The organism is Dyadobacter sp. (assembly GCF_017744695.1).
In the GTDB taxonomy this organism is placed as follows: Bacteria; Bacteroidota; Bacteroidia; order Cytophagales; family Spirosomataceae; genus Dyadobacter.
On the sequence record NZ_JAGIAS010000001.1, the window covers coordinates 1,615,883 to 1,636,294 of the forward strand.

The 20,412-nt window shown below is 48.8% G+C and carries 18 protein-coding genes and 1 tRNA gene; 7 read left to right on the plus strand and 12 right to left on the minus strand.

All coding sequences use genetic code 11. From position 1 onward, the window contains the following. Positions 1-18: 18 nt before the first annotated feature. Genes J7619_RS06245 through J7619_RS06255 form a run of 3 tightly spaced genes read right to left on the minus strand, consistent with a single transcriptional unit; the run spans position 19 to position 5,704 of the window. A complete protein-coding gene (locus tag J7619_RS06245; RefSeq protein ID WP_291195670.1) occupies positions 19-3,003 on the minus strand; it encodes a glycosyl hydrolase family 28-related protein in 2,985 nt (994 codons plus the stop codon). Between the two features lie 6 nt (positions 3,004-3,009). After that, a complete protein-coding gene (locus J7619_RS06250) occupies positions 3,010-3,786 on the minus strand; it encodes a ThuA domain-containing protein (RefSeq protein WP_291195673.1) in 777 nt (258 codons plus the stop codon). A gap of 46 nt (positions 3,787-3,832) precedes the next feature. Continuing rightward, entirely contained in the window at positions 3,833-5,704 is a 1,872-nt protein-coding gene (locus J7619_RS06255) for a CocE/NonD family hydrolase (RefSeq protein ID WP_291195676.1), read from the minus strand. Between the two features lie 123 nt (positions 5,705-5,827). On the opposite strand from J7619_RS06255, the gene J7619_RS06260 reads away from it, so the two are divergent. The 3 genes from J7619_RS06260 to J7619_RS06270 all read left to right on the plus strand — a co-directional run bounded on the left by J7619_RS06260 (position 5,828) and on the right by J7619_RS06270 (position 7,594). Further along, positions 5,828-6,934: an MBL fold metallo-hydrolase gene (locus J7619_RS06260; RefSeq protein WP_291195679.1), complete on the plus strand. Its 1,107-nt coding sequence runs from the start codon at positions 5,828-5,830 to the stop codon at positions 6,932-6,934. A gap of 71 nt (positions 6,935-7,005) precedes the next feature. Next, the gene (locus tag J7619_RS06265) at positions 7,006-7,182 is read left to right on the plus strand and encodes a type II toxin-antitoxin system HicA family toxin (protein WP_291195682.1); all 177 of its coding nucleotides are present in this window, start codon (positions 7,006-7,008) and stop codon (positions 7,180-7,182) included. 7 nt (positions 7,183-7,189) lie between these two features. Continuing rightward, a complete protein-coding gene (locus J7619_RS06270) occupies positions 7,190-7,594 on the plus strand; it encodes a hypothetical protein (RefSeq protein WP_291195685.1) in 405 nt (134 codons plus the stop codon). 112 nt (positions 7,595-7,706) lie between these two features. Here J7619_RS06270 and J7619_RS06275 read toward each other — a convergent pair whose 3' ends face one another. The 3 genes from J7619_RS06275 to J7619_RS06280 form a co-directional block, all read right to left on the minus strand. Next, positions 7,707-8,114 carry a hypothetical protein gene (locus J7619_RS06275; RefSeq protein ID WP_291195688.1) on the minus strand — a complete coding sequence of 136 codons (408 nt, stop codon included), beginning with the start codon at positions 8,112-8,114 and terminating at the stop codon, positions 7,707-7,709. 7 nt (positions 8,115-8,121) lie between these two features. Then, positions 8,122-8,307 (minus strand): type II toxin-antitoxin system HicA family toxin, encoded by a 186-nt coding sequence (locus tag J7619_RS32225; RefSeq protein WP_409012706.1) that lies wholly within the window; start codon positions 8,305-8,307, stop codon positions 8,122-8,124. A gap of 68 nt (positions 8,308-8,375) precedes the next feature. Then, positions 8,376-8,711, minus strand: coding sequence for a helix-turn-helix domain-containing protein (locus J7619_RS06280; protein WP_291195691.1), 336 nt, complete (start codon positions 8,709-8,711; stop codon positions 8,376-8,378). A gap of 99 nt (positions 8,712-8,810) precedes the next feature. On the opposite strand from J7619_RS06280, the gene J7619_RS06285 reads away from it, so the two are divergent. After that, on the plus strand, positions 8,811-9,083 hold the full coding sequence (locus J7619_RS06285) for a hypothetical protein (protein ID WP_291195694.1): 273 nt from the start codon (positions 8,811-8,813) through the stop codon (positions 9,081-9,083). A 72-nt stretch (positions 9,084-9,155) separates the two neighbouring features. Here J7619_RS06285 and J7619_RS06290 read toward each other — a convergent pair whose 3' ends face one another. The 3 genes from J7619_RS06290 to J7619_RS06300 all read right to left on the minus strand — a co-directional run bounded on the left by J7619_RS06290 (position 9,156) and on the right by J7619_RS06300 (position 13,544). Continuing rightward, positions 9,156-11,333, minus strand: coding sequence for a T9SS type A sorting domain-containing protein (locus tag J7619_RS06290; protein ID WP_291195697.1), 2,178 nt, complete (start codon positions 11,331-11,333; stop codon positions 9,156-9,158). Between the two features lie 363 nt (positions 11,334-11,696). Then, the gene (locus J7619_RS06295; protein WP_291195700.1) at positions 11,697-12,725 is read right to left on the minus strand and encodes an NAD-dependent epimerase/dehydratase family protein; all 1,029 of its coding nucleotides are present in this window, start codon (positions 12,723-12,725) and stop codon (positions 11,697-11,699) included. A 747-nt stretch (positions 12,726-13,472) separates the two neighbouring features. After that, positions 13,473-13,544: transfer RNA gene (locus J7619_RS06300), tRNA-Glu, on the minus strand. A 254-nt stretch (positions 13,545-13,798) separates the two neighbouring features. Between J7619_RS06300 and J7619_RS06305 the strand changes: the two genes are divergently transcribed. After that, positions 13,799-16,285 carry a M14 family zinc carboxypeptidase gene (locus J7619_RS06305; protein WP_291195702.1) on the plus strand — a complete coding sequence of 829 codons (2,487 nt, stop codon included), beginning with the start codon at positions 13,799-13,801 and terminating at the stop codon, positions 16,283-16,285. A gap of 86 nt (positions 16,286-16,371) precedes the next feature. Here J7619_RS06305 and aroQ read toward each other — a convergent pair whose 3' ends face one another. Continuing rightward, complete coding sequence (gene aroQ, locus J7619_RS06310) at positions 16,372-16,788, minus strand: type II 3-dehydroquinate dehydratase (RefSeq protein ID WP_291195705.1); 417 nt, start codon at positions 16,786-16,788, stop codon at positions 16,372-16,374. Positions 16,789-16,822: 34 nt separating this feature from the next. On the opposite strand from aroQ, the gene xerD reads away from it, so the two are divergent. Then, a complete protein-coding gene (gene xerD, locus J7619_RS06315) occupies positions 16,823-17,719 on the plus strand; it encodes a site-specific tyrosine recombinase XerD (RefSeq protein ID WP_291195708.1) in 897 nt (298 codons plus the stop codon). A 4-nt stretch (positions 17,720-17,723) separates the two neighbouring features. Here the strand turns inward: xerD and J7619_RS06320 are convergent, their stop codons facing one another. Together J7619_RS06320 and J7619_RS06325 are read right to left on the minus strand one after the other, a co-directional pair. Continuing rightward, on the minus strand, positions 17,724-17,930 hold the full coding sequence (locus tag J7619_RS06320) for a hypothetical protein (protein WP_291195711.1): 207 nt from the start codon (positions 17,928-17,930) through the stop codon (positions 17,724-17,726). 1 nt (position 17,931) lies between these two features. Beyond that, positions 17,932-18,441, minus strand: coding sequence for a histidine phosphatase family protein (locus J7619_RS06325; protein WP_291195714.1), 510 nt, complete (start codon positions 18,439-18,441; stop codon positions 17,932-17,934). A 200-nt stretch (positions 18,442-18,641) separates the two neighbouring features. On the opposite strand from J7619_RS06325, the gene sppA reads away from it, so the two are divergent. Next, a complete protein-coding gene (gene sppA / locus J7619_RS06330) occupies positions 18,642-20,408 on the plus strand; it encodes a signal peptide peptidase SppA (RefSeq protein WP_291195717.1) in 1,767 nt (588 codons plus the stop codon). Positions 20,409-20,412: the final 4 nt, after the last annotated feature.

Below are 20,412 nucleotides of genomic sequence, written 5' to 3' on the forward strand. Positions count from 1 at the left end.
GAAATGCCAGCCTTTTTACTACTTCAACTTCACTGCATACAATGTATTACGACCGGTAATGAAAAGCGTATCGCCTGCTACCGTCACCGTCGAGGGCCTTTCCGGTGTTTCAATCATATTGATTTCCCTCCCGGAAGGATCGAACACATACACCTGGCCATCCGCGATATAAACGTTACCCCGGCTATCCACCGCAGCGCTGAATTCCCCTTTTTCAGCGAACAACTGAGGTTCTGACAAATGCCCTTGCGATCCTACATTGAACCGGACAGTTCTTTTCAAATACTCGTCGGCACCGTACAGCACTTTTCCCGGATAGCCCTCCACCAATGCATTCGACCGTGCCAGGTCGTAAACTACCGGCACGATCGTCACGCCATCCGGTGCCAGCCAGCATTCTTTGAACTGGTTGGTGCTCACTTTCAAAAAATCGCCCGAATCTCGGCGACGATTCGAAGGATTAAGTGTTTTGACAATGCCCGTCACTTTTTCAACAGGTATTTTTTGAAGCAAATGCATGGATTCCTCAGGCTGATCAGGATTCATGGCGTACACCAATGTCCCGAAACCGCTGTTTCCCCAGCCGCTGAACGACGTACCGGCAGCATCGGGCGGATTCGGGAATGCCTCAGGTTGCCCGGCGATGAGGTAACCTGGTTTAGGGGCATATTTAAACACCACGATCAGATTATCCTTCGTATCGACACCCAGCGAAAGCGGTTCCCATGGAAAATCGGCCACGAGGCTTAACTTATTCGTTTCGGCCGACCATTTATAAATCCTCCGCGCCCGCGATTCGCTGAAATACACATTCCCCTTGCTATCATGACAAATGCCGTCCGCAAACTCGAAGCCTTTGGCCAGTTGCATAGCTTTACCGATCTGTAAATCAATAGCACGCGATTGGGGATTATCCATGACCAACCTGTTGAATTCCCACGGGCGCACCTCCATATCTGTATTCACATCGTATAATGGCACTGTCGACGGGTATTTAGTCTGACTGTAATTATGCACATTCAAAAATTCCAGCTTCCTGTTGTTCCAGGAGCGGATTGAATGCGGATAAGGCGTACTCACGCGGATTACACGGAACATATAGAGGTTGGCAAACAGCATGTTATCGCAAGATTCGATTTCCAGCGGCTGGCAACCCGAACTTTCCTTGCTCTCCTCTTCGAGCTGCAATGCATAAACCTTCCAGTTTGACACATTTTTAAACCGCACCTCATTACGCACATGGTGCTCTACCGACATCGCATACACGCGCCCCGGCGTGGACGTGTTCGACACATATGTGCCCGCAGATGCGAAGGTATTCGCAGTCCAGATGTTCTTAAATGTGCCACCGCCGCCATTAGTTATCCAAAGGCTCCAATACTGCGTGTCCCAATGCTGTTCATTACCCACATGCGACGAGTTGTTCAAAACCTCCTGCCCCGGTCGTTGCCGTGCAATGTTACCATGCCCACCCAGGAACTTCACATCATTCACATAGGAACTGGCGCCTGCCATCCATTTCAACCCTACTGCCCGCGTATTGCTCGCTGCCGTTGAAATGCCTATGCCCGTAAGGATATTGTTTCCGCCTTGCGACGATTCCACCATCGGTTTTGGTGGCCCGAAGCTTCCGAATGCCTCCGTGTTATCCTGCAAAATGAACTGGGTAGAAACCGGGTTGAGACCGATCAACACCGTCTTTTCTCGCAATTTCAGCGTTTCGGTAATGCGGTACCACCCTTGTGGAACGTAGATCGCCTCATGCAGGTCGATAGCTGCTTGAATAGCCCTGGTATCGTCGGTAACGCCATCGCCTTTTGCGCCCAGTGTTTTAAGGTTTACCCAGGTATTGATATCGGGGAAAGCCGGAATGTCCTTTGCCGCCGCCGCTGATTCGGTTTTGAGCGTTTCGATGTCCTTTGTGGTCATATGCACCGGCTTTGCATTGATCGCCGCCATTTGCAAACCGTGATTCAGGCTCTTCACCCGGTACATCTCCCCCTGCCCCGTAATTTGTTTTCCGCTCATGCGAAAATGTACCAGCACAGGTACTTTTTTGCAATTGACATTCCGCAAACTGACCTGGGTATACGCATTATTCTCATTGCTGATCACCAATGCCGGGCCGCTTACGTTTTCAAAGCGGCTGTCTTCCATAAACAGCTTTTCATAAAAATTGGGATTGACTTCGAGCACCGTCGGTACATTCTTTACAGTCATCCGCACGATCGTCAGCCCGGATTCCTGCGAACGGATCGCCGCTTTCCGCTGCCCTTCGAACCAGGTGTCGACCATCATAAACTGCCAACCCGGCGACGGTTTGAAAGTATAAATGCCGTAGTCGCCCCCGAAAAAGCGTACATCTTCCATTTCGTTACCCACATCGAACATCCCCGCTTTGCCTGTGCCCGCGTGGATATCGACGTGCGAAATAAAGCTGTGCTGCGCGAAATGCGTCCGCAATGCCACGGCCGACGGGTTACCCACGCCAATTCGCAGATCCACGTTCGACATCGCACTATAAAACGTACTTGCGCCGGCATCCGGCACCGGCTGCCCTTCCTTCGGGATCGAGGACGTGAACCAGAACATATATTTGGCATTGCCTTTGTCCTGCGGATATTCCTCCTGGAAGCCGGGTGCGTTATCTGCGAGCACGATCAGCGGCCGCCTCTTTCCATAACCGATCACACGTACGGCTGTGGGAATGTAAATCGTCTTACTGATCTTGTAAGTGCCTTCCGGAATAAAGACAATACCGAAATTGTAATTGATTTTCACCTCATTGATAGCCCGTTGCAGTTCAGCAGAAACGTCCGTTTGGCCATCATTGGTGATTTTGAAATTTTCAGGGGTAAAATAAGTGGCGTCCCCGTCGTCCAGCCGTGTCTGATAAAACGATTTGCTTTCAGGCACCGGGTTAGTTTTCGACTTTTTCTTTTGCGTAAAGCCGATTTGCTGCGCCAAAATCATCAGCGCGAGCATTAATATTCTGTTCAGCATATCCGTCTATTTTTGGGCGGCCCAGAGAATGGCGTTTTTGAAAATGGTTTTATACACGGCGCTTTCGAACAGTACCGGCGAATGGCCCATAAAAATGTACACATTCTTCGCCTTCTTTCTCGGGTTCGACCATACGACCGGATGGTCGCCCATTTTGATCTTCGAATCAGGCTGGTAAGTCGATTCGTCGACACTCGCGATCACATTCACGCTGGCACGTGGACTTTTATCGTAGATATACCACTCTTCTTTTTGGACCGGAAACGACGCCGGTACGCCTCTCATAATCGGGTGCTTGCTATTTTCCACTTTCACCGTCGCCGCAGCGAAATCGGCAATGTAGTTTTTGTAGCGAATACCGCCCATAAAATCCGAGAACCACGGCCATATTTTGTAGCCGTCAAACTCTCCCAGCAAGGTAGCGTGGTGAAAACCGATCCAGCCGCCCCGCCCTTCGTCGATATACTTTTCAAATGCCGCAGCCGCTTCCGGTTTCCAAGCATAAGGCACATAGTCTAGCTGGATAATGAGCTGATATTGGGCCAGAAATGCCTCGTTGACCGGATCCGTTTTATCAATATAGTCGATACTGAAATGCTCTTTGGCAGCCAGGGAATCCAGCCACGGGCGGGCGGCTTTGGAATATGCGATGTGGTGCCCGCCTGGCTCGGCCATGGCCAGCGCGCGAAACCTGGGCTTCGTTTGTGCCCAGGCGGCCGCCGTGCCGGCGAGCAGCCACAGCGCGACGTAACAAACCGGGATTTTCCGGAATACTCTTTTCATTGGATTTAAGATTAAGGGATTTAGGATTTAAAGGGCATTCCTATTATCAGCGCATTACCGGCAATGTAATGCTACTGGGGTTCTTCGCATCGTGATGGATCGTGATCCGCGATTTTTGAAAATCCGACTCGGATGCTTCGAAGATGTTCACGAATTTCTGTGGGTTACGGTCTACCAATGGGAACCAGCTGCTTTGTATTTGTACCATTACACGGTGACCTTTTTTAAATGTATGCGCTACTTCGTTCAGTTTCATAGTGACCTTTTCGATTTTGTCTTTTACAAAAGGCTCCGGTTTCGAGAAGCTGTTCCGGAATTTCCCACGCAACACTTCGGCCCGTACCATTTGCTGGTAACCATCCATGACGATCGGCTTATCGCCTTCATTCGGGGCCGGCACCGTCGATCCGGCGGGCCATACGTCGATCACCTTCACGATGAAATCCGCGTCCGAGCCGGTCATAGACACCATCAGGTTGGCCACGATTTCACCGGTTAACGTCAAATCTTCCATCAATGTGTCGGTCTGGAAACTTACCACGTCAGGACGGCGCGAGGCAAACCGCTGGTCTTCGGCCATGTACTCATTGTTTCGGTGCCCGCTGATGACGTTCGTGTAAGGTACCGGCTTCGCGGGGTCGCTTTCGTAAGTCGTGGAGCCACTTGCATTGCCTTGCTTTTGTGACGACAAACTCCCTTTCTCCCCAAAATAGTAGGAAACAGGCGCACTATTCTTCGGCGGCCAGACCTCATAGTGTCGCCATTGATTGGAGCCGGTTTCGAAAACAGTTACCTCCGGTTGATCAAAGGCCCCTTTGCCTTTGAGGTAAAAATTAAAAAATCGGGTCTCTATTTCTTCCTGATAATACCTGTTTACATCGGTACCAAACTGGTATTGCGCAAAGCGCTTCCAGGCCCGTGCTGCCCAGCCACCGTGCGTCCAGGGGCCCATTACCAGCCGGTTGTTGTTGCCCGGACTTTGCTTTTCGATCGCCGCGTAAGTTTTCAATGCGCCGTACAAGTCCTCCGCGTCGAACCAACCGCCTACTACCAGCACCGCCGGCTTGATGTTTTTCAAATGGTTCTTGATATTCCGCGACTGCCAGAATTCGTCGTACACCGGATGTGCGGTGGTCTGTCGCCAAATACAATTCGGATCGGCGAAATACGGGGCCGCATTGCTCTTTTTCAACGGGCCGAAATCAAGGAAATACTTGTAAGCGTCATTATACTCCGCATTGAAATGGCTCTTATAATTCGTCCCATCATTGCTTTTGGGACCGTCGAAGCCGCTGTAAAAACCAAAATTATCCATCAAAAAGAACGCCCCGTTATGGTAGCAGTCGTCGCCGATAAACTCATCGGACATGGGCGCCTGCGGCGAAACGGCCGCCATGGCAGGGTGCGCATTCGGCAATCCCGCAGAAGAATAGTAGCCCGGAAACGAAATACCCCATTGGCCCACCTTTCCATTGTTTTTGGTATTCTTCAAAAGCCATTCGATGGTGTCATAAGTATCGCTCGACTCGTCCACATCTTTGTTACTCTTCTTGTTTTCGATCGCGGGCGTCATTTCGCGGAAATTACCTTCGCTTTTGTAGCGGCCGCGTGCATCCTGGTACACAAAAATGTATTTTTCGCGCATCAGGTAACCATTAGGCCCCAGCGTGCGGCGGTAGCTGTTCTCCCCGTAGGGCCTCACGGAATACGGCGTGCGCTGCATGATGATCGGGTAGGCCTGCGAATCGTCTTTGGGAGTGTAAATGGCCGTGAATAGTTTCACACCATCCCGCATGGAAATGTAATGCTCTGTTTTGGTGTAATTGGCTTTGACCCAGCTTGTATCCTGGACTGAATTTTGAGCGATAGCCGCCCATGATAAAAGGCATAGCAAATAGAACAATACACTTCTCTTCATGACGCTTTGGTTTTGTTTGTTTTAGTAAATTCAAAAATACGTAAGAAACCGTACATTCGTCCAGTTTAAACTTTCACCACTCCTCCACATGCTATGCGTAAACGGATCATTAAATTTTCCTTCATGATATTCTTCATTTTTCTGGCATTGATCGCCCTTGGCGTGTATGCATTCATGCAGCAACCATTATTCGGAAGACACCCCTCGGGCGCACGGCTCGAACGAATCCAAAAATCGCCCCACTACCGCGACGGACAGTTCCAAAACGAAAGCTTCACCCCCGACCTCGCTGAAGGCAACAGTTACCTGAAAGTGTTCACGAAGTTTTTTTTCGGCAAAAGCAAATACAATATTCCCGGAGCATTGATCCCCTCCCAAAAAACAGATCTGCTGCATTTAAAACCGGAAGAAAATGTGCTGGTGTGGTTCGGGCATTCGTCCTATTTTATGCAGATCGACGGCAAAACCATCCTTGTAGACCCGGTTTTCAGCGGCAGCGCGTCGCCCATTAAATTCACAACCCCCAGTTTCAGAGGGAGTGATGTGTATAAAGTAGAAGATTTACCGGCCATCGACTACCTCTTCATTTCCCACGATCACTGGGACCACCTCGATTATGAAACTATCCTGAAACTCAAAACGAAGGTCGGCAAGGTCATAACCGGCCTCGGTACGGGCGAGCACCTGGAATATTGGGGTTACGACGTGGCCAATATCATTGAAAAAGACTGGAATGAAAGCGCCGACCTCGGCGACGGTTTCAAAGTGAATGTAACGCCCGGAAGGCATTTTTCAGGCCGCGATTTCAAACGCAACCGCGCATTGTGGGTATCATTTGTTTTGCAGACGCCTACGTTAAAGATTTTCATCGGCGGAGATTCGGGCTATGACAATCATTTCAAAAGGATCGGAGCCGAATTTGGGCCATTCGACCTCGCTTTGCTGGAATGCGGCCAGTACAACGAAGCCTGGAAATACATCCACATGATGCCCGAAGAAACCGTAACCGCAGCCCGCGAACTTGGCGCGAAAAAGCTCATGCCGGTCCACTGGGCCAAATTCGCCCTCTCCATCCACGACTGGAACGAGCCCATCCTCCGCGCCAGCGCCGAAGCCCAAAAGCAAGGCATGCCGCTCGTAACCCCGCTCATCGGACAAAAGGTGGAATTAAAAGGAGATCAGACATTTACGCAATGGTGGAAGGAAGCAAGGTTGCAGCCGGAGGGGTAGGAAAAGATATTACTTGACAAAAGGTAACAAATTTGTTACCTTTATTATTCACACACTATCATTCCTGGTTTATGACTTCAAAAGAAGTTTTAAGACAGGATGGCTGGTATGAAAAGGCACAGAAAGGCAGCCACTTACAGCTAATCCATGATTTTAAGAAAGGAAAAGTAACCGTTCCGATGCATGGCGGTGATTTGAATCCCGCTACATTGAATAGTATCTTAAAACAGGCAGGGTTAAAAGATTGAGACAGTTATGGACACCTTCAAAACACCAGAAAAGGAAGTAATCACATTGATTGTGGAGACCGGCAAAGCTTCACTTTGGGGGCGCATTCATTATGACGACAACCTAATAGTAGACGAAGCAGCGACCGTCGAGGAATTACAATCCAAAATGAGAACGCTTCTTTTGGACTTTCATGATTTAGACCCAAAGTCATACGACTTCAGGATCGAATATGACCTTACGGTATTTTTTGAAAAATTTGATTTTCTTAAAATCACAAAGGTAGCCGAGCTTTCTGGGATCAATGGCAGCCTCCTCAGGCAATATGCTACCGGAAAAAAGTATCCGTCTGCCAAGCAAGCCGCGAAGATTGAGAGCGTAATTAAAGAGTTGGCAAGTCATTTAGCCGAGGCGCATATTTACGTGCACTAGAAGCCTCTCTGTGAGTGGAATCTTAACACACTATAAAAATGACACAGGAACTGGTTGACAAAGTACGGGCTTTTCTGACCGAGCGCAGTCCTTCAATCCCAATCGACTATCGTCATGCTAAAACAACCTCTCTTAACTTCTCTCCCAACTCATGGATCGCGATTTCCAGCTTCTTGGCTTGTTGCGGTGAGGGATATTTTGAACCGGCGACATAGTGCCTTACCAACGAGGGATTAATACCTGCGCGCCGGGCGATACCAGCGACCTTTACATCGTCGAAGACTTCAAAGAATGCACTTAGATCATATACATGATCAAAATCAATATCGGAAGCCTTTACCAACCTCCATTCATTGTAAGCACTACCTTCATTTTCAATATAGTCTTCAAGCAATTCACGCAAATTCTGCTCGATTTCTTCGATAGTTGATCCGGATGTCACAGGCAGATAGTCCGGCACATTTTCTATGCGCCCCCAAAGTTCCCCTTCATTTTTCTCAATTATTATAGTCAGTTTCATGATGACACTATTTAAGACCTGCTTCTTTTAGAATTCTATTTAATGTTCCCACAGGGATATCTTTGCTCCCGTGGTACGCGACAGGAATTGCATTTGGCATGTCGGGATGCTTGAAAATCCGATGACTACCCCGGCATCTCGCCTCTCGCCAGCCATTTTGTTCAAGCAGTTTGATCAATTCCTTTGCATCCATCTTGTTATAGTGTGTATAAAAATAAAGGTCGCAAAAATGCGACCTTTATGCAAATATCAAGCACTGTTTTATTTCCTCCCCAATTCCCGCTCCAAAGCCGCGATCCGCTCATCCTGGTTTTGCAATGCCTTTCGCTGCAAATCAATGTATTCGTCTTTACTTATCGTGATAACATCGGCATTGTTGACAAACTCAGGGTCATTGCCGCCACGTCCAAGTAGTAGCCAATACGGATTCACATCGAATAGCGTGACGATTTCACCGATCGCCTCCGCTGTCAAACTTGCTGCGCCCTTTTCAAATCTATGATAGGTACTTTGAGCAACACCAATCTTCTTAGCAAACTGGGTCTCACTAAGTTGCAAATGCTCGCGAAGTATTCGAACTCTTTGATAGTCAAACATCAGTAAAAAAGTAGCAAATTTAATTCATTTTGAATTGCTGTTAATTTGAAATGAATTAAATTTGATAAAACACAATCTGTTAACCGCAAATTACACATTATGCACATCGAAACAAGTTTGACCGATCCGGCGGTATTGCCGATCAAACAACGGTTGTTACAACGCTTCGCAAAAGCCAAGGAAATCGTTGGGCCCAAATGGCGCGAAAAGCTGGCGTTGAACGACCCGTTTTTCGATACGCGTACAGGCGAGGCGTATATGCGCTCGGTCGCGCAGGCATATTCGGACGCGAAACGCGGGCACGTCGACCGCATCGAGCGTGTGACACTGGCGCTGGAAAGAATTGCCGGAATCAGATCGGTCCCTATTTAAAACATCATTTCAATAAAAAACGGCCGGGCTTCAATAACCCGGCCGTTTGGCATTTGAATGCTATCTGATGGATCACTCAGCTTTGATAAAGCGCAGTTTCGTCGCTTCGCCGCCGTGATTGATCTTCATAAAGTAATGTCCGCTGCCAAGCTTTTTCACGTTAATGCGATGGTTGTTGCTACCTTCCGAGATGGCGATCGTTGAGCTACCTACCGGTTGGCCGGCGATGTTGTAGATCGTTACTTCCGAAGTCCCGGCAGTACGCGATGAGAATTGAACGTTCACATACTCCTGAGCGGGGTTTGGCGCAATTACTGTACCAGAAATGAGGGCCGGTTTAACCGCCACGATCTTACTCCTGGTGTAAGTACCGTCGATATCGATCTGCTTCAATTGGTAGTAATTGGTGCCCAGCAACGGATTTTTATCCAGGAAGCTGTATTTGCCGATACGCTGGTCGGTGAGGGCCACTTTACCTAGTACTTCTTCGTTCTGCATACGATCGTCGAAACGCAGCACCTCAAACTCTTTTCCATCTTTTTCCTCCACCACATTCCAGGTCAGCTCCACACCTTTCTCAACGCTTTTTCCTTCAAAATTCGAAATGTAGATAGGAAGCGGAACGTTCACGCCAAATGCGATGGTCGAAGTAGGCGATTTGCAGTTTCCACCCTGAATTTCGAGGGTATATGCACCAGTTGCCAACGTATTGTAACCGATCGTCGGTGTATTGCTTGTTGGCGCAACGCGGTTCTGGCGCAGGAGAACGCCGTCTTTTTTAACCTTCCAGTCGATCGCAAATACATTATCGCCATCGAAAAGGAATTGCAGGCCTGTTTCACCAGAAGACACGATCGACTGCAAACTCGGTCCACGTGTACATGCAGTACGTGTGTCGGTTGACGAGATACTGAAACTCTTTGTAACCACCGATGCTGCTTTGCAATCCTCGGCTTTCAGCTCGAAAGTATAAGTACCATTTTGCAGGTAGCTGAATGTCAGGTTAGCTGTATTGGAAGTAAGTGTACCAGTTTTACCACTTCCGACGGCAAAATTGCTGCCATCCAGGATTCTCCATGAAAACACGTGCAGGTTGGTACCACCGTAGTTGATCGTCGCGCTACTTGGTGTAATGGAGGTGATGCTCGTTACCGACGGTCCGTTCTGGCAATCAGGAACCACCACCACAGGTTCGTTGATCGTAAATGCGCGGCTGCTCACTGCCGAAGAGCAGTTGTTGCCTTCGATTTCCAATGTATAGTTACCCGGAGCCAGCGAAGAGTACGATATACTGGTAGAAGTGGCGCTGCCGAAATCGTTGGTCGTGCCTGATCTAACCTCGGTACCGCTTGATTTGATCCGCCATTTCAGACTTGTAACGCCTGAACCGGTAAAAGAAACCGTCAGGGCAGTCTGGCTGATATTGCTCACGTTGCTGATGGCCGGGCCAGACGCACAGTTATTATCAGGTAGCGGAGTGGCAGTTTTAGGAGCCGTAGGCCAGAAACAGCCATTCACCATTTCGGGAGTCAATACCCCTCTCCATTGCGGATCCAGATAACTTCCGCCGCTACCCTGGATTGTTTCCACGAGGAGTCCCATGTAATAGTTGTCGGTACGGGTATCGTTCTCACCCTGCTTGATCATCACGCGCAGAAGGCCGTTCACATATTTGATAAACTGATAAGTATTACCTGTGCTACCCACGAAAACGCCCAATCTGTTACCATCCGGCATTATCACGCCATTACAGGTGATCTGTCCACCACTGCTACCCAATAAGTTTACCGGTGCAGTGCTGGGGTCAACCGGGTTCACACAGCCGTTGATCAATGCGTCGTTGGCGGAGTTGACCGGAAAAGTACCCTCCTGAAGGTGATAAAGGATCCAGATGTTATCAGGCACACGACCATTCCAGTTGAGATAAACCCTGTTATCGGTAATCTGCGTATACACGGGTTGACCATCCCCCGTTTTTCCCAGATATTCTCCGTGTGTCCATGTCCGGCCGCCGCAGGAAACCCTGGTAGCCAATGGCGCAGCCGTTTTGGCCGCAATGGTAAATGATTCGTCCGCAGACTCTGCATAGGGGTTCCTGATTTCGTAAGAGCCGTTCAGGTCACTTGCAATACTGCTTTCCAGATTTACACTGTCCGCAGGCATTGCCATGCTTCCAGCGTCGTTGTTAGGAGCCGCTGCCACTGAGCTTATCACTCCTCCCGCAAAAACAAGTTTCAGTAAAAATTTCATAGAGCGTAAAAAATAAGTGGGCGATGCGAACGGAATAATCGAATGTAATACAATTTGAAACCGACATTTTCGTTCGTTCCAAATATACTACAAAGACCTAGAAAAGATTTTATACTTGTAGAATAATATTGCTCGCTAAATCATTGAAATGCCTCGCTCGATAAACGAAAAATCGACAAAATCGCCTCTGGTGTATTTTCAGACACAATTTTTGTGACAAGCACTCCTGAAATTTAATGAGAAAATTAAAAGTTAAAAAAATGCAAAATCCGCAAATAGCTGAACCTAAGCGAGAACTAGCTCTATAACTTATTGAACTAGTTAGCGAATTCATATGAAACCAGAAGCAATTTTGGGAAGTGTTCAGCTGTGAAAGGCCATTAGCCGGCTGCTATATTCGAGGTACCACCGGGCAAATTCTGCGATTCCCCGGCTAAGCGATACCTGGGGTTTGTAATGCGTTACTTTTTCCAAATTCTCGCCGCTTGCCCAGGTTCTGGGAACATCGCCTGCCTGCATAGGTAGAAAATGTTTGATCGCTTTTGCGCCCATACTCCATTCAAGTTCTTCGATAAATTGCATCAGGTTGACAGGCGAACCGTTACCGATATTCAATACGCGGTACGGAGGCTCCTCTGCAAAATTGGCCACCATAGTCTGCGCCACACCTTCGACAACGTCTCCGACGAATGTAAAGTCGCGCTCCATTTCTCCATTGTTGAATACCTGAATCGGCTCCCCTTCCTGAATCGCGCGGGCGAAAAGCATCGGTGCCATGTCGGGGCGCCCCCAGGGGCCGTACACCGTAAAGAACCGCAGGCAGGTGACAGGTATTTTATAAAGGTGACTATATGCGTGTGCCATCAGCTCGTTGCCTTTCTTTGTCGCTGCGTAAAGGCTCATTGGCGAATCGGCTTTGTCGTCTTCCATGAAAGGAATTTTGGCATTCGCCCCATACACCGACGACGACGAAGCATGCACGAGATGTTTGGGAGGGAAATAGCGGCAGGCTTCAAGGACATAATGAAACCCGATGATATTGGACTGTACGTAAACGTCCGGATTCTCGATCGAGTAGCGTACACCCGCCTGCGCGGCGAGGTTGATCACGTAGTCGAACCGCTCCGCCTGGAACAGGCTAAAAAGCTGCTGCTTGTCTTCCAGGTTCATGCGCACGAAGCGGTAGCGGGTACTGACCGAACTTTGCACGAGCTGGTACCATTTAATCAGCTCCTGCCGGATACCCGTTTCTTTTAGCCTTGCGTATTTGAGCTGGGGGGAATAATAGTCGTTGATATTATCGAGGCCTACCACTTCGAAACCCTCTTGAAGCAGCTTCATCACAGTATGAAACCCGATAAACCCCGCGCTGCCGGTTACCAATACTTTCATAGAGAAAGATACCCATTGCCCCGATTGGATATACCTGCTCAATGCAGATTTAACGAATTCTTCACATCGGAAACCACGGCCACCACGCCTGCGCGAAGCCACGAAACGGCCCGCCCGTCAGCTAGCGCAAGATCTCTTAACCACACTATCGGTCACAAAATATGTGATGAATCACAAATTATTTCGACGAATAAATTATTGTATTAACTAGAAATACTTATCAATATTGAAGCACCTAACGACTCTTTTGGAAGTGTCGCTCCTCGCAACTCAACGTTTTCAGACATTACTTCCTTATGATAACCAGCACTATACACATACCCAATCAATACCATTCTACCTCCTTCTCTCACCAGCAATTTGGTACCGGTCGCGACTGCCTTGATCGTTAGGCTTTGGCACCGGTTGGAGTGTACAGAAGTTATTGCGGACAACACGAGAAGCAAATGCCGGGCACGATCATTATTTCAGGGGCTTGAAAGGGCCGGGGCTGTTTTTGATGTCATGTGTTAAGGGTAAATCACACATCCTATGCAATCTACAACGCATTAAACGTGAAAGCGGTGGCATAAAAACCTAGAAAAATCCTATGCGCTCCACAAGTTTTGGCATTGAGCCGGCTCACTCATGAAGAATTTGGGATTTGTTTCACCTATGTTTCACTAGGCGAAAAGAAAAAAGCCAATCAGAGTGTTATATCTGACTGGCTTTTAGATAGTTACTTAAAAGTGCCGTTGCACGGTTTTGTGACCCATAGGGGAATCGAACCCCTGTTTCAACCGTGAAAGGGTCGTGTCCTAACCGCTAGACGAATGGGCCGACTGGTCTCCTACTTCGTGCGTTTTTTCAACACTTTCTTTCACTTTTTCCGTTTGCGTTTCCGTAACGTGGTGCAAAGATGCAGGGTCGGATTTTAAAAAGCAAGTGCCGGCCACAAATAAAGATGAATTAATTTTTAGTTAACTCATTCTCAACAACATTTAACACAAAGTTTTTTTTCTCACTTTCCCCATGGTTGTAATTCCGGTAACTTTTTAACTTTGGGTTTACCTACTTACGCCGTTTCACTTCCTATGACCAGACTGATCCGCTTCCTCTTTATTTTACTTTCGATTCAAACTGCATTTGCCCAAAACAATACGCCGGATCAATTCCTGGGCTTCCCGCTCGGTTCCCGATTTGCGTACCACCATGTGATCGTCGACTATTTCAAATCCGTTCAGTCGCAAAATACCGACAGGATGAAACTCGTCCAGTATGGTACCACCAACGAAGGGCGCCCGCTGATGCTCGCGTTCGTGTCTTCACCGGAAAACATCGCGAAGCTCGAAACGATCCGCACCAATCACCTGAAAAGTATCGGTTTGCTGCCGGGAAAGCCTGACGCCAGCGTTCCGCCGATCGTTTGGTTGAGCTACAATGTGCATGGCAACGAGTCGGTGTCGGCCAACACGAGCATGAAAGTGCTCTACGAGCTGCTCAACAAAGACAATGCGCTTACGCAGGACTTTCTCAAAAACATGGTGATCCTCATCGACCCGTGCATTAATCCCGATGGCTACGAGCGCTACACGCAATGGTACAACCGGGTCCAGAATGCAACGCCCGACGTTACGCCATTTGCGCTCGAACACGACGAACCGTGGCCCGGCGGACGTTTCAACCACTACTTATTCGATCTCAACCGCGACTGGGCCTGGCAAACACAAAAAGAAACCCAGGAGCGCATCGCATTGTACAACCAATGGATGCCGCATTTCCACGCTGATTTTCACGAAATGGGTGCTGCACGTAGCTATTACTTCCCGCCGGCCGCGAAACCCTACAATAAGGATGTGACGGCCTGGCAGCGGCAGTTCAACGAGCTCGTCGGAGAATATTGCCGCAAGTATTTCGATCAAAACAACTGGGCGTACTTCACCCGTAACGACTACGACCTGTTTTATCCCAGCTACGGCGACACCTGGCCCACCGCCAATGGCGCCATCGGCGTCACGTACGAGCAAGGCGGAGGCGGGCGCGCAGGCCTCGCGCTCGAACGCGTGAACGAACACGATACCCTTACCCTTAATAACCGCATTGCGCATCATTACGCCACAAGTCTGGCTACACTGGAAGCTGTCATGTCACAAAAGGATAAAGTGGTAGCGGAATTTATCCGGTTTCATCAGGATGCAGCCAATGCGCCCGCCGGAAACTTCAAAAGCTATGTGATCAAAGCAGGTAATGGTGAAAATACAAGGGCATTCGGCAAGTGGCTCGACCGGCAGGGGTTTAACTATGGCATTGCCGGTAAATCGTCGTCTGTGAAAGGCGTAGAACTCACTACCGCAACCGAGCAGACAATCAAAATAGACGATAGTGACCTGTTGATCAGCGCCTATCAGTCCAAATCCAATTTGCTGCGTATCCTGTTTGATCCTAAGCCCGCCCTGGAAGATTCGGTGACGTACGACGTTACCAGCTGGGGCCTCGCATACATTTTTGGGTTAAAGGCTTATGGTTTGAAAGAAAAACTGACGCCTGCTGCCATTCCGGTAACCACCGCTGAAAACACCATACCTACCTCTGCGCCTTATGCATATCTGGCGAGTTGGTCAAATGCCGGAGACGCTGCGTTCCTGGCCGAGCTTCTGAAACATGGTGTACTGGTTAAAACTTCCAATACGCCGTTTGAAATGGACAAAAACAGTTACCCGGCCGGCACATTGATCATTACCCGAAAAGGCAATGAGCGCATTTTGTTCGATAACATTGTCACATCGCTCGCGAACAAACATTTCGTGAAGCTCACGCCCGTCAAAACCGGTTTCGTGAGCACCGGTCCTGATTTCGGAAATGATAATGTTGTTGCGCTCAAAGCTCCCAAAGTCGTGGCTTTGGCTGGCGACGGTGTTTCCGCAACCGCATTCGGGGCTGTCTGGCATTATTTCGAACAGCAGATCAAATACCCGGTAACGATTGTCAATGCCGCTAAACTGGCAAGCCTGCCATGGAACGAAATCGACGTGCTGATCCTGCCGGATGGCCGCTACGGCGACATCATCCAGGACAAACAGCTCGAGGCCATACAAGGCTGGATCAAAAACGGGGGAAAGCTGATCGCCATGGAGCATGCGACTGATGCATTCGTCAATAAAACGGGCTTTGGTTTAACCAAAAAGTTCTCTGAAAAAAAGAAGGACGACGACACTTTTAAAAAATACGGCGAACAGCAGCGTGAAGACGCGAGCGACTCTTCGCCGGGCAGTATGTTTCAGATCACGATGGATCGCACGCATCCGCTCGCTTTTGGCTGCGGGGACGCCTATTTCACGATCGTCCGTGATGCGTATGAGCGCGACTACCTCAAAGATGGCTGGAATGTGGGGTATTTGAAGGAAGATAATTACAAAGCCGGATTTGTGGGCACCAAAATGGCTGGCCGGCTGAAAAACACGCTCATTATCGGCACCCAGGAAATGGGCCGCGGGCAAGTGATCTACCTAATGGACGACCCCGTCTTCCGCGCGATGCTGGAAAAAGGCAAAGTGTTGTTCGGGAATGCGGTGTTTAGGTAATTTTGAATGTGCGAATGAGTGAATGCGCATATATCGACTCATTCGCATATTCACTCATTCACTCATTCACTCATTCTGTCATTCACTCATTGAAAATACCGAACCGCCAGCTCATATCCCTTCAGCCCCAATCCCGCAATAATGCCCTTGCAGCGCGACGTAAGGTAACTATGGTGCCGGAATGATTCCCGTGCGTGGATATTTGAGATATGGACCTCAACAGCGGGTGTGGTAACAGACGAAAGCGCATCCGCCAGGGCAATGGATGTATGAGTATAACCGCCCGCATTGATAACGATCCCATCGAACGAAAAGCCCACTTCATGGATTTTATCGATCATGGCTCCCTCATGGTTCGATTGGAAATAATGCAGCTCCACGTCCGAAAAAATAGATTTCAGTGTTTCGAAATAGTCTTCGAATGACTGATTTCCGTACACACCGGGCTCTCTTTTGCCCAAAAGATTCAGGTTCGGGCCGTTCAGGATCAATATCTTTTTCATTTGCTTTGTAGCATTCATTAATTCTTCTTTCACTATGTGGCAAAGCTACATCAAACATTTTAAAAATTATCTCCGCCTCGAACGCTCGCTTTCCGGTAACTCGGTGGAAGCCTATGTGCGGGATGTGGAAAAACTGGAAGAGTTTCTCGAATTGAGCAAAATCGATGTTTCGCCTGCACGCGTACAGGAAGTACATCTTTCCGCATTCCTTAGATACATCGCTGAGCTCGGCCTTGCCCCTCATTCGCAAGCGCGTATGCTCTCGGGAATCAAGGCATTTTTCAAATATTTGTTGCTGGAAAACGAGATCACGGAAGACCCGACGGAATTGCTCGAATCCCCTCGCCTGCCGCGCAAGCTACCCGACGTGCTTTCCTATGAAGAAATTGAAACAATGCTCAGCGCCATCGACCATTCCACGCCCGAAGGTACACGGAACCGTGCGATCATGGAGGTATTGTATAGTTCGGGATTACGCGTTTCCGAACTCACGGACCTGCAATTGACTAATTGCCATTTCGATATCGGTTTCCTGCGCATTATCGGGAAAGGCGACAAAATGCGGCTCGTCCCGATCGGCCGGGAGGCCATTAAATACACACAAATTTACCTCGACCATGTACGAGGTGACATTGCGCCGCAAAAAGGGAGCGAGGATATTGTCTTTCTGAACCGGCGTGGCGGACAGCTTTCTCGGGTGATGATCTTCCTGATGATCAAGGACACCGCCGAAAAAGCCGGTATCCACAAAAACGTTAGTCCGCATACGTTCCGGCATTCATTCGCAACCCACCTGATCGAAGGCGGCGCGAGCCTGCGCGCGGTGCAGGAAATGCTTGGACACGAGTCGATTACCACTACCGAAATTTACACCCACCTCGACCGGGATTACCTCCGGCAGATCATCACCGAGTTTCATCCCAGAAGTTGAGCGGTTATTCTTCCACTTCTTTCAGCAGCGAATCCAGTTTCAGCGAATCGGCATCGGGCGTCGCTCCGGGCAATGCCCGTTTCAGCTGCTTCGGTTTGTTCCATGGCGCTATTGTACGGCTCGACATATCGTATGAAATGTAGGCAAACAACGCGACGAAAGCGATAAATACGAAAATGAATATCTTTCTGTTACGATTTGGCTGTTCCATATTACTCCTCTTCTTCTCTTACCTGCTTGGGTGTCTTGTAAACCACCAGATCACCCGTTTTGGCAGATATCTCTTCCCATTTCTGATCCTTAAACTCGATGAACGCTGCGCTACCCTTCTTCATGGAACCGATGCTCGCACCGGACAAGTATTCCGCGAAATAGGTGATGTCAGGGTTATGCCCGAACAACATCAGCGTGGAATGCTCTTCCGAAGCACTGGTGACCGCTTGCAGGTATGCCCTGGGGCCACCATCGTAGATCCCTTCCTGTTGCTGGATCGCGTCGACTGATACTTTATATTGCCCCGCAATGATTTCGGCTGTCTTAAATGCACGTGACGCCGGGCTCGACACAAAAACGTCCGGTTTTACGCCCTCCTGCACCAGCCATTTCCCCATCGCGAGCGACTCCGACAACCCCTTACTGTTCAGATTTCTGTCAAAATCCTTGATTCTGAAACTCTGGTCTTCGGCAGTCGCGTGCCGGACTAAAATGAGGGTCTTTTTCATGTGCTGGTTTTTTCTCCAAAAGTAAATAATCTGCTTTTGTAAAACTGCCGGTTCGCGTCGAAAAATTGGAACCGTTATTTTCAACCACTTAATACCGATAAACTACCTTTTGACATTATTTCCTCCACAAACCGCGACAATTAATACGTAATTTTGTTCCTTGATCAACTTATAGAGAAGAAATCCATTTGCAATAGATTATGTTACAGTTCCTTAAATATGTCCTGGCAACTTTCGTGGGCATTATCCTCTTCGTGTTCCTCTCCTTTTTTATCCTGGGCGCCATCGGTGCGGCGTTTTCTTCGGATGAAAAAGTGACGATTTCAGAGAAATCCGTACTCAAACTCGACCTGAACCAGCCCATCAGAGAAGTGGGTGTCGACAACCCGCTCTCGGAATTTGGGTTACCCTTCACCGGCGAAGAAACCGTTGTGGGGTTGAAGGACATCCTCGATGCATTGAAAAGCGCGCAGAATGACGACAAGATCAAGGGAATTTACCTGAAAACAGAAGGCCCGGAAGCCGGGTGGGCGACATTGGAAGAAATCCGGAACCAGCTTTTGGAATTCAAAAAATCGAAGAAATTTATCGTAACCTACGGCGAAAGCTATTCAGAAAAGGGTTACTACATCGCTTCCGTAGCCGACAAGATTTACCTCAACCCGGCGGGCGGCATTGAATGGAACGGGCTCTCGGCAGAGTACAGCTTTTTTAAAGGCACATTCGATAAACTTGAAATCAAACCGTTGGTATTCAGGGTAGGTGAATTCAAAAGTGCAATTGAAATGTTCTCGCGCCAGGACATGAGTGAGGCCAGCAAGAAACAGTCCATCGAACTGATTGGCGCTATCAATAACAACTTCCTGAAAAACATTTCGACGTCCCGCCATATCGCTGTGGACGAGCTTAAAAACCTTGCCGACTCCCTGGCCGTTGAGAATCCGAAATCCGCATTGAAATACAAATTTGTCACACACCTCGGCTACCAGGATGAACTGGAAACTGCATTGAAAAAGGAATTGAAAGTCGATGCCGATAAGCCTATCTCCTACCTCGGTGTGAGCAAGTACCTCGACGGCGCCAGCTCAACTGAAAAAGGTGATTTCAACAAACGTGTGGGCGTATTGGTAGCGGAAGGTGAAATTACGAGTGGCGACGGGGGCGACGAGAACATCGGCTCCGACAAGTTCGTCAAGGAGCTGAAAGAAATCCGTGAAAACGACAAAATCAAGGCAGTGGTGATCCGCATTAACTCACCGGGCGGCAGCGCATTAGCCTCGGATGTGATGTGGCGCGAGATACAAATTACTGCTAAAAAGAAGCCTGTCATTGCATCAATGTCCGACGTGGCGGCTTCCGGTGGTTATTATATGGCCATGGGTTGTGATACCATTGTAGCCCAGCCTAACACGATTACCGGCTCCATCGGTATTTTCGGGCTGATCTTTAATGTAACCGACTTCATGAACAACAAACTGGGTATCACTTTCGACGGTGTCGGTACCAGCCCGCACGCCGATTGGCCAACCGCTACCCGCGAAATGACCGAATTTGAAAAGTCGATGATCCAGAAAAGCGTAAATGAAGGTTACGAGACATTCACTCGCAAAGCGGCCGAAGGTCGTAAAATGCCGGTCGAAAAGTTAAAAAGCCTCGCACAAGGCCGGGTATGGTCGGGCGTGGAAGCAAAACAGAATGGGCTTGTGGACGTGTTGGGCGGTGTAGACGACGCGATTAAAATTGCGGCGAAAGCAGCCAAACTCGACGAAGGCGATTATCGTGTACGCTACTATCCGGAGAAAAAACGCCCATTGGATGAAATGATTGACAAGTTCCTGGGCAGCAACGAGGAGAAAGCCACGAACAAAGCGCTAGGAGACCTCGCCCCATATGTCAAAATGTATCAAAAACTGATGAATATGGGCGGTATGCAAACCCGGATGCCTTTCGAACTGGTGATCCGCTAAGCTC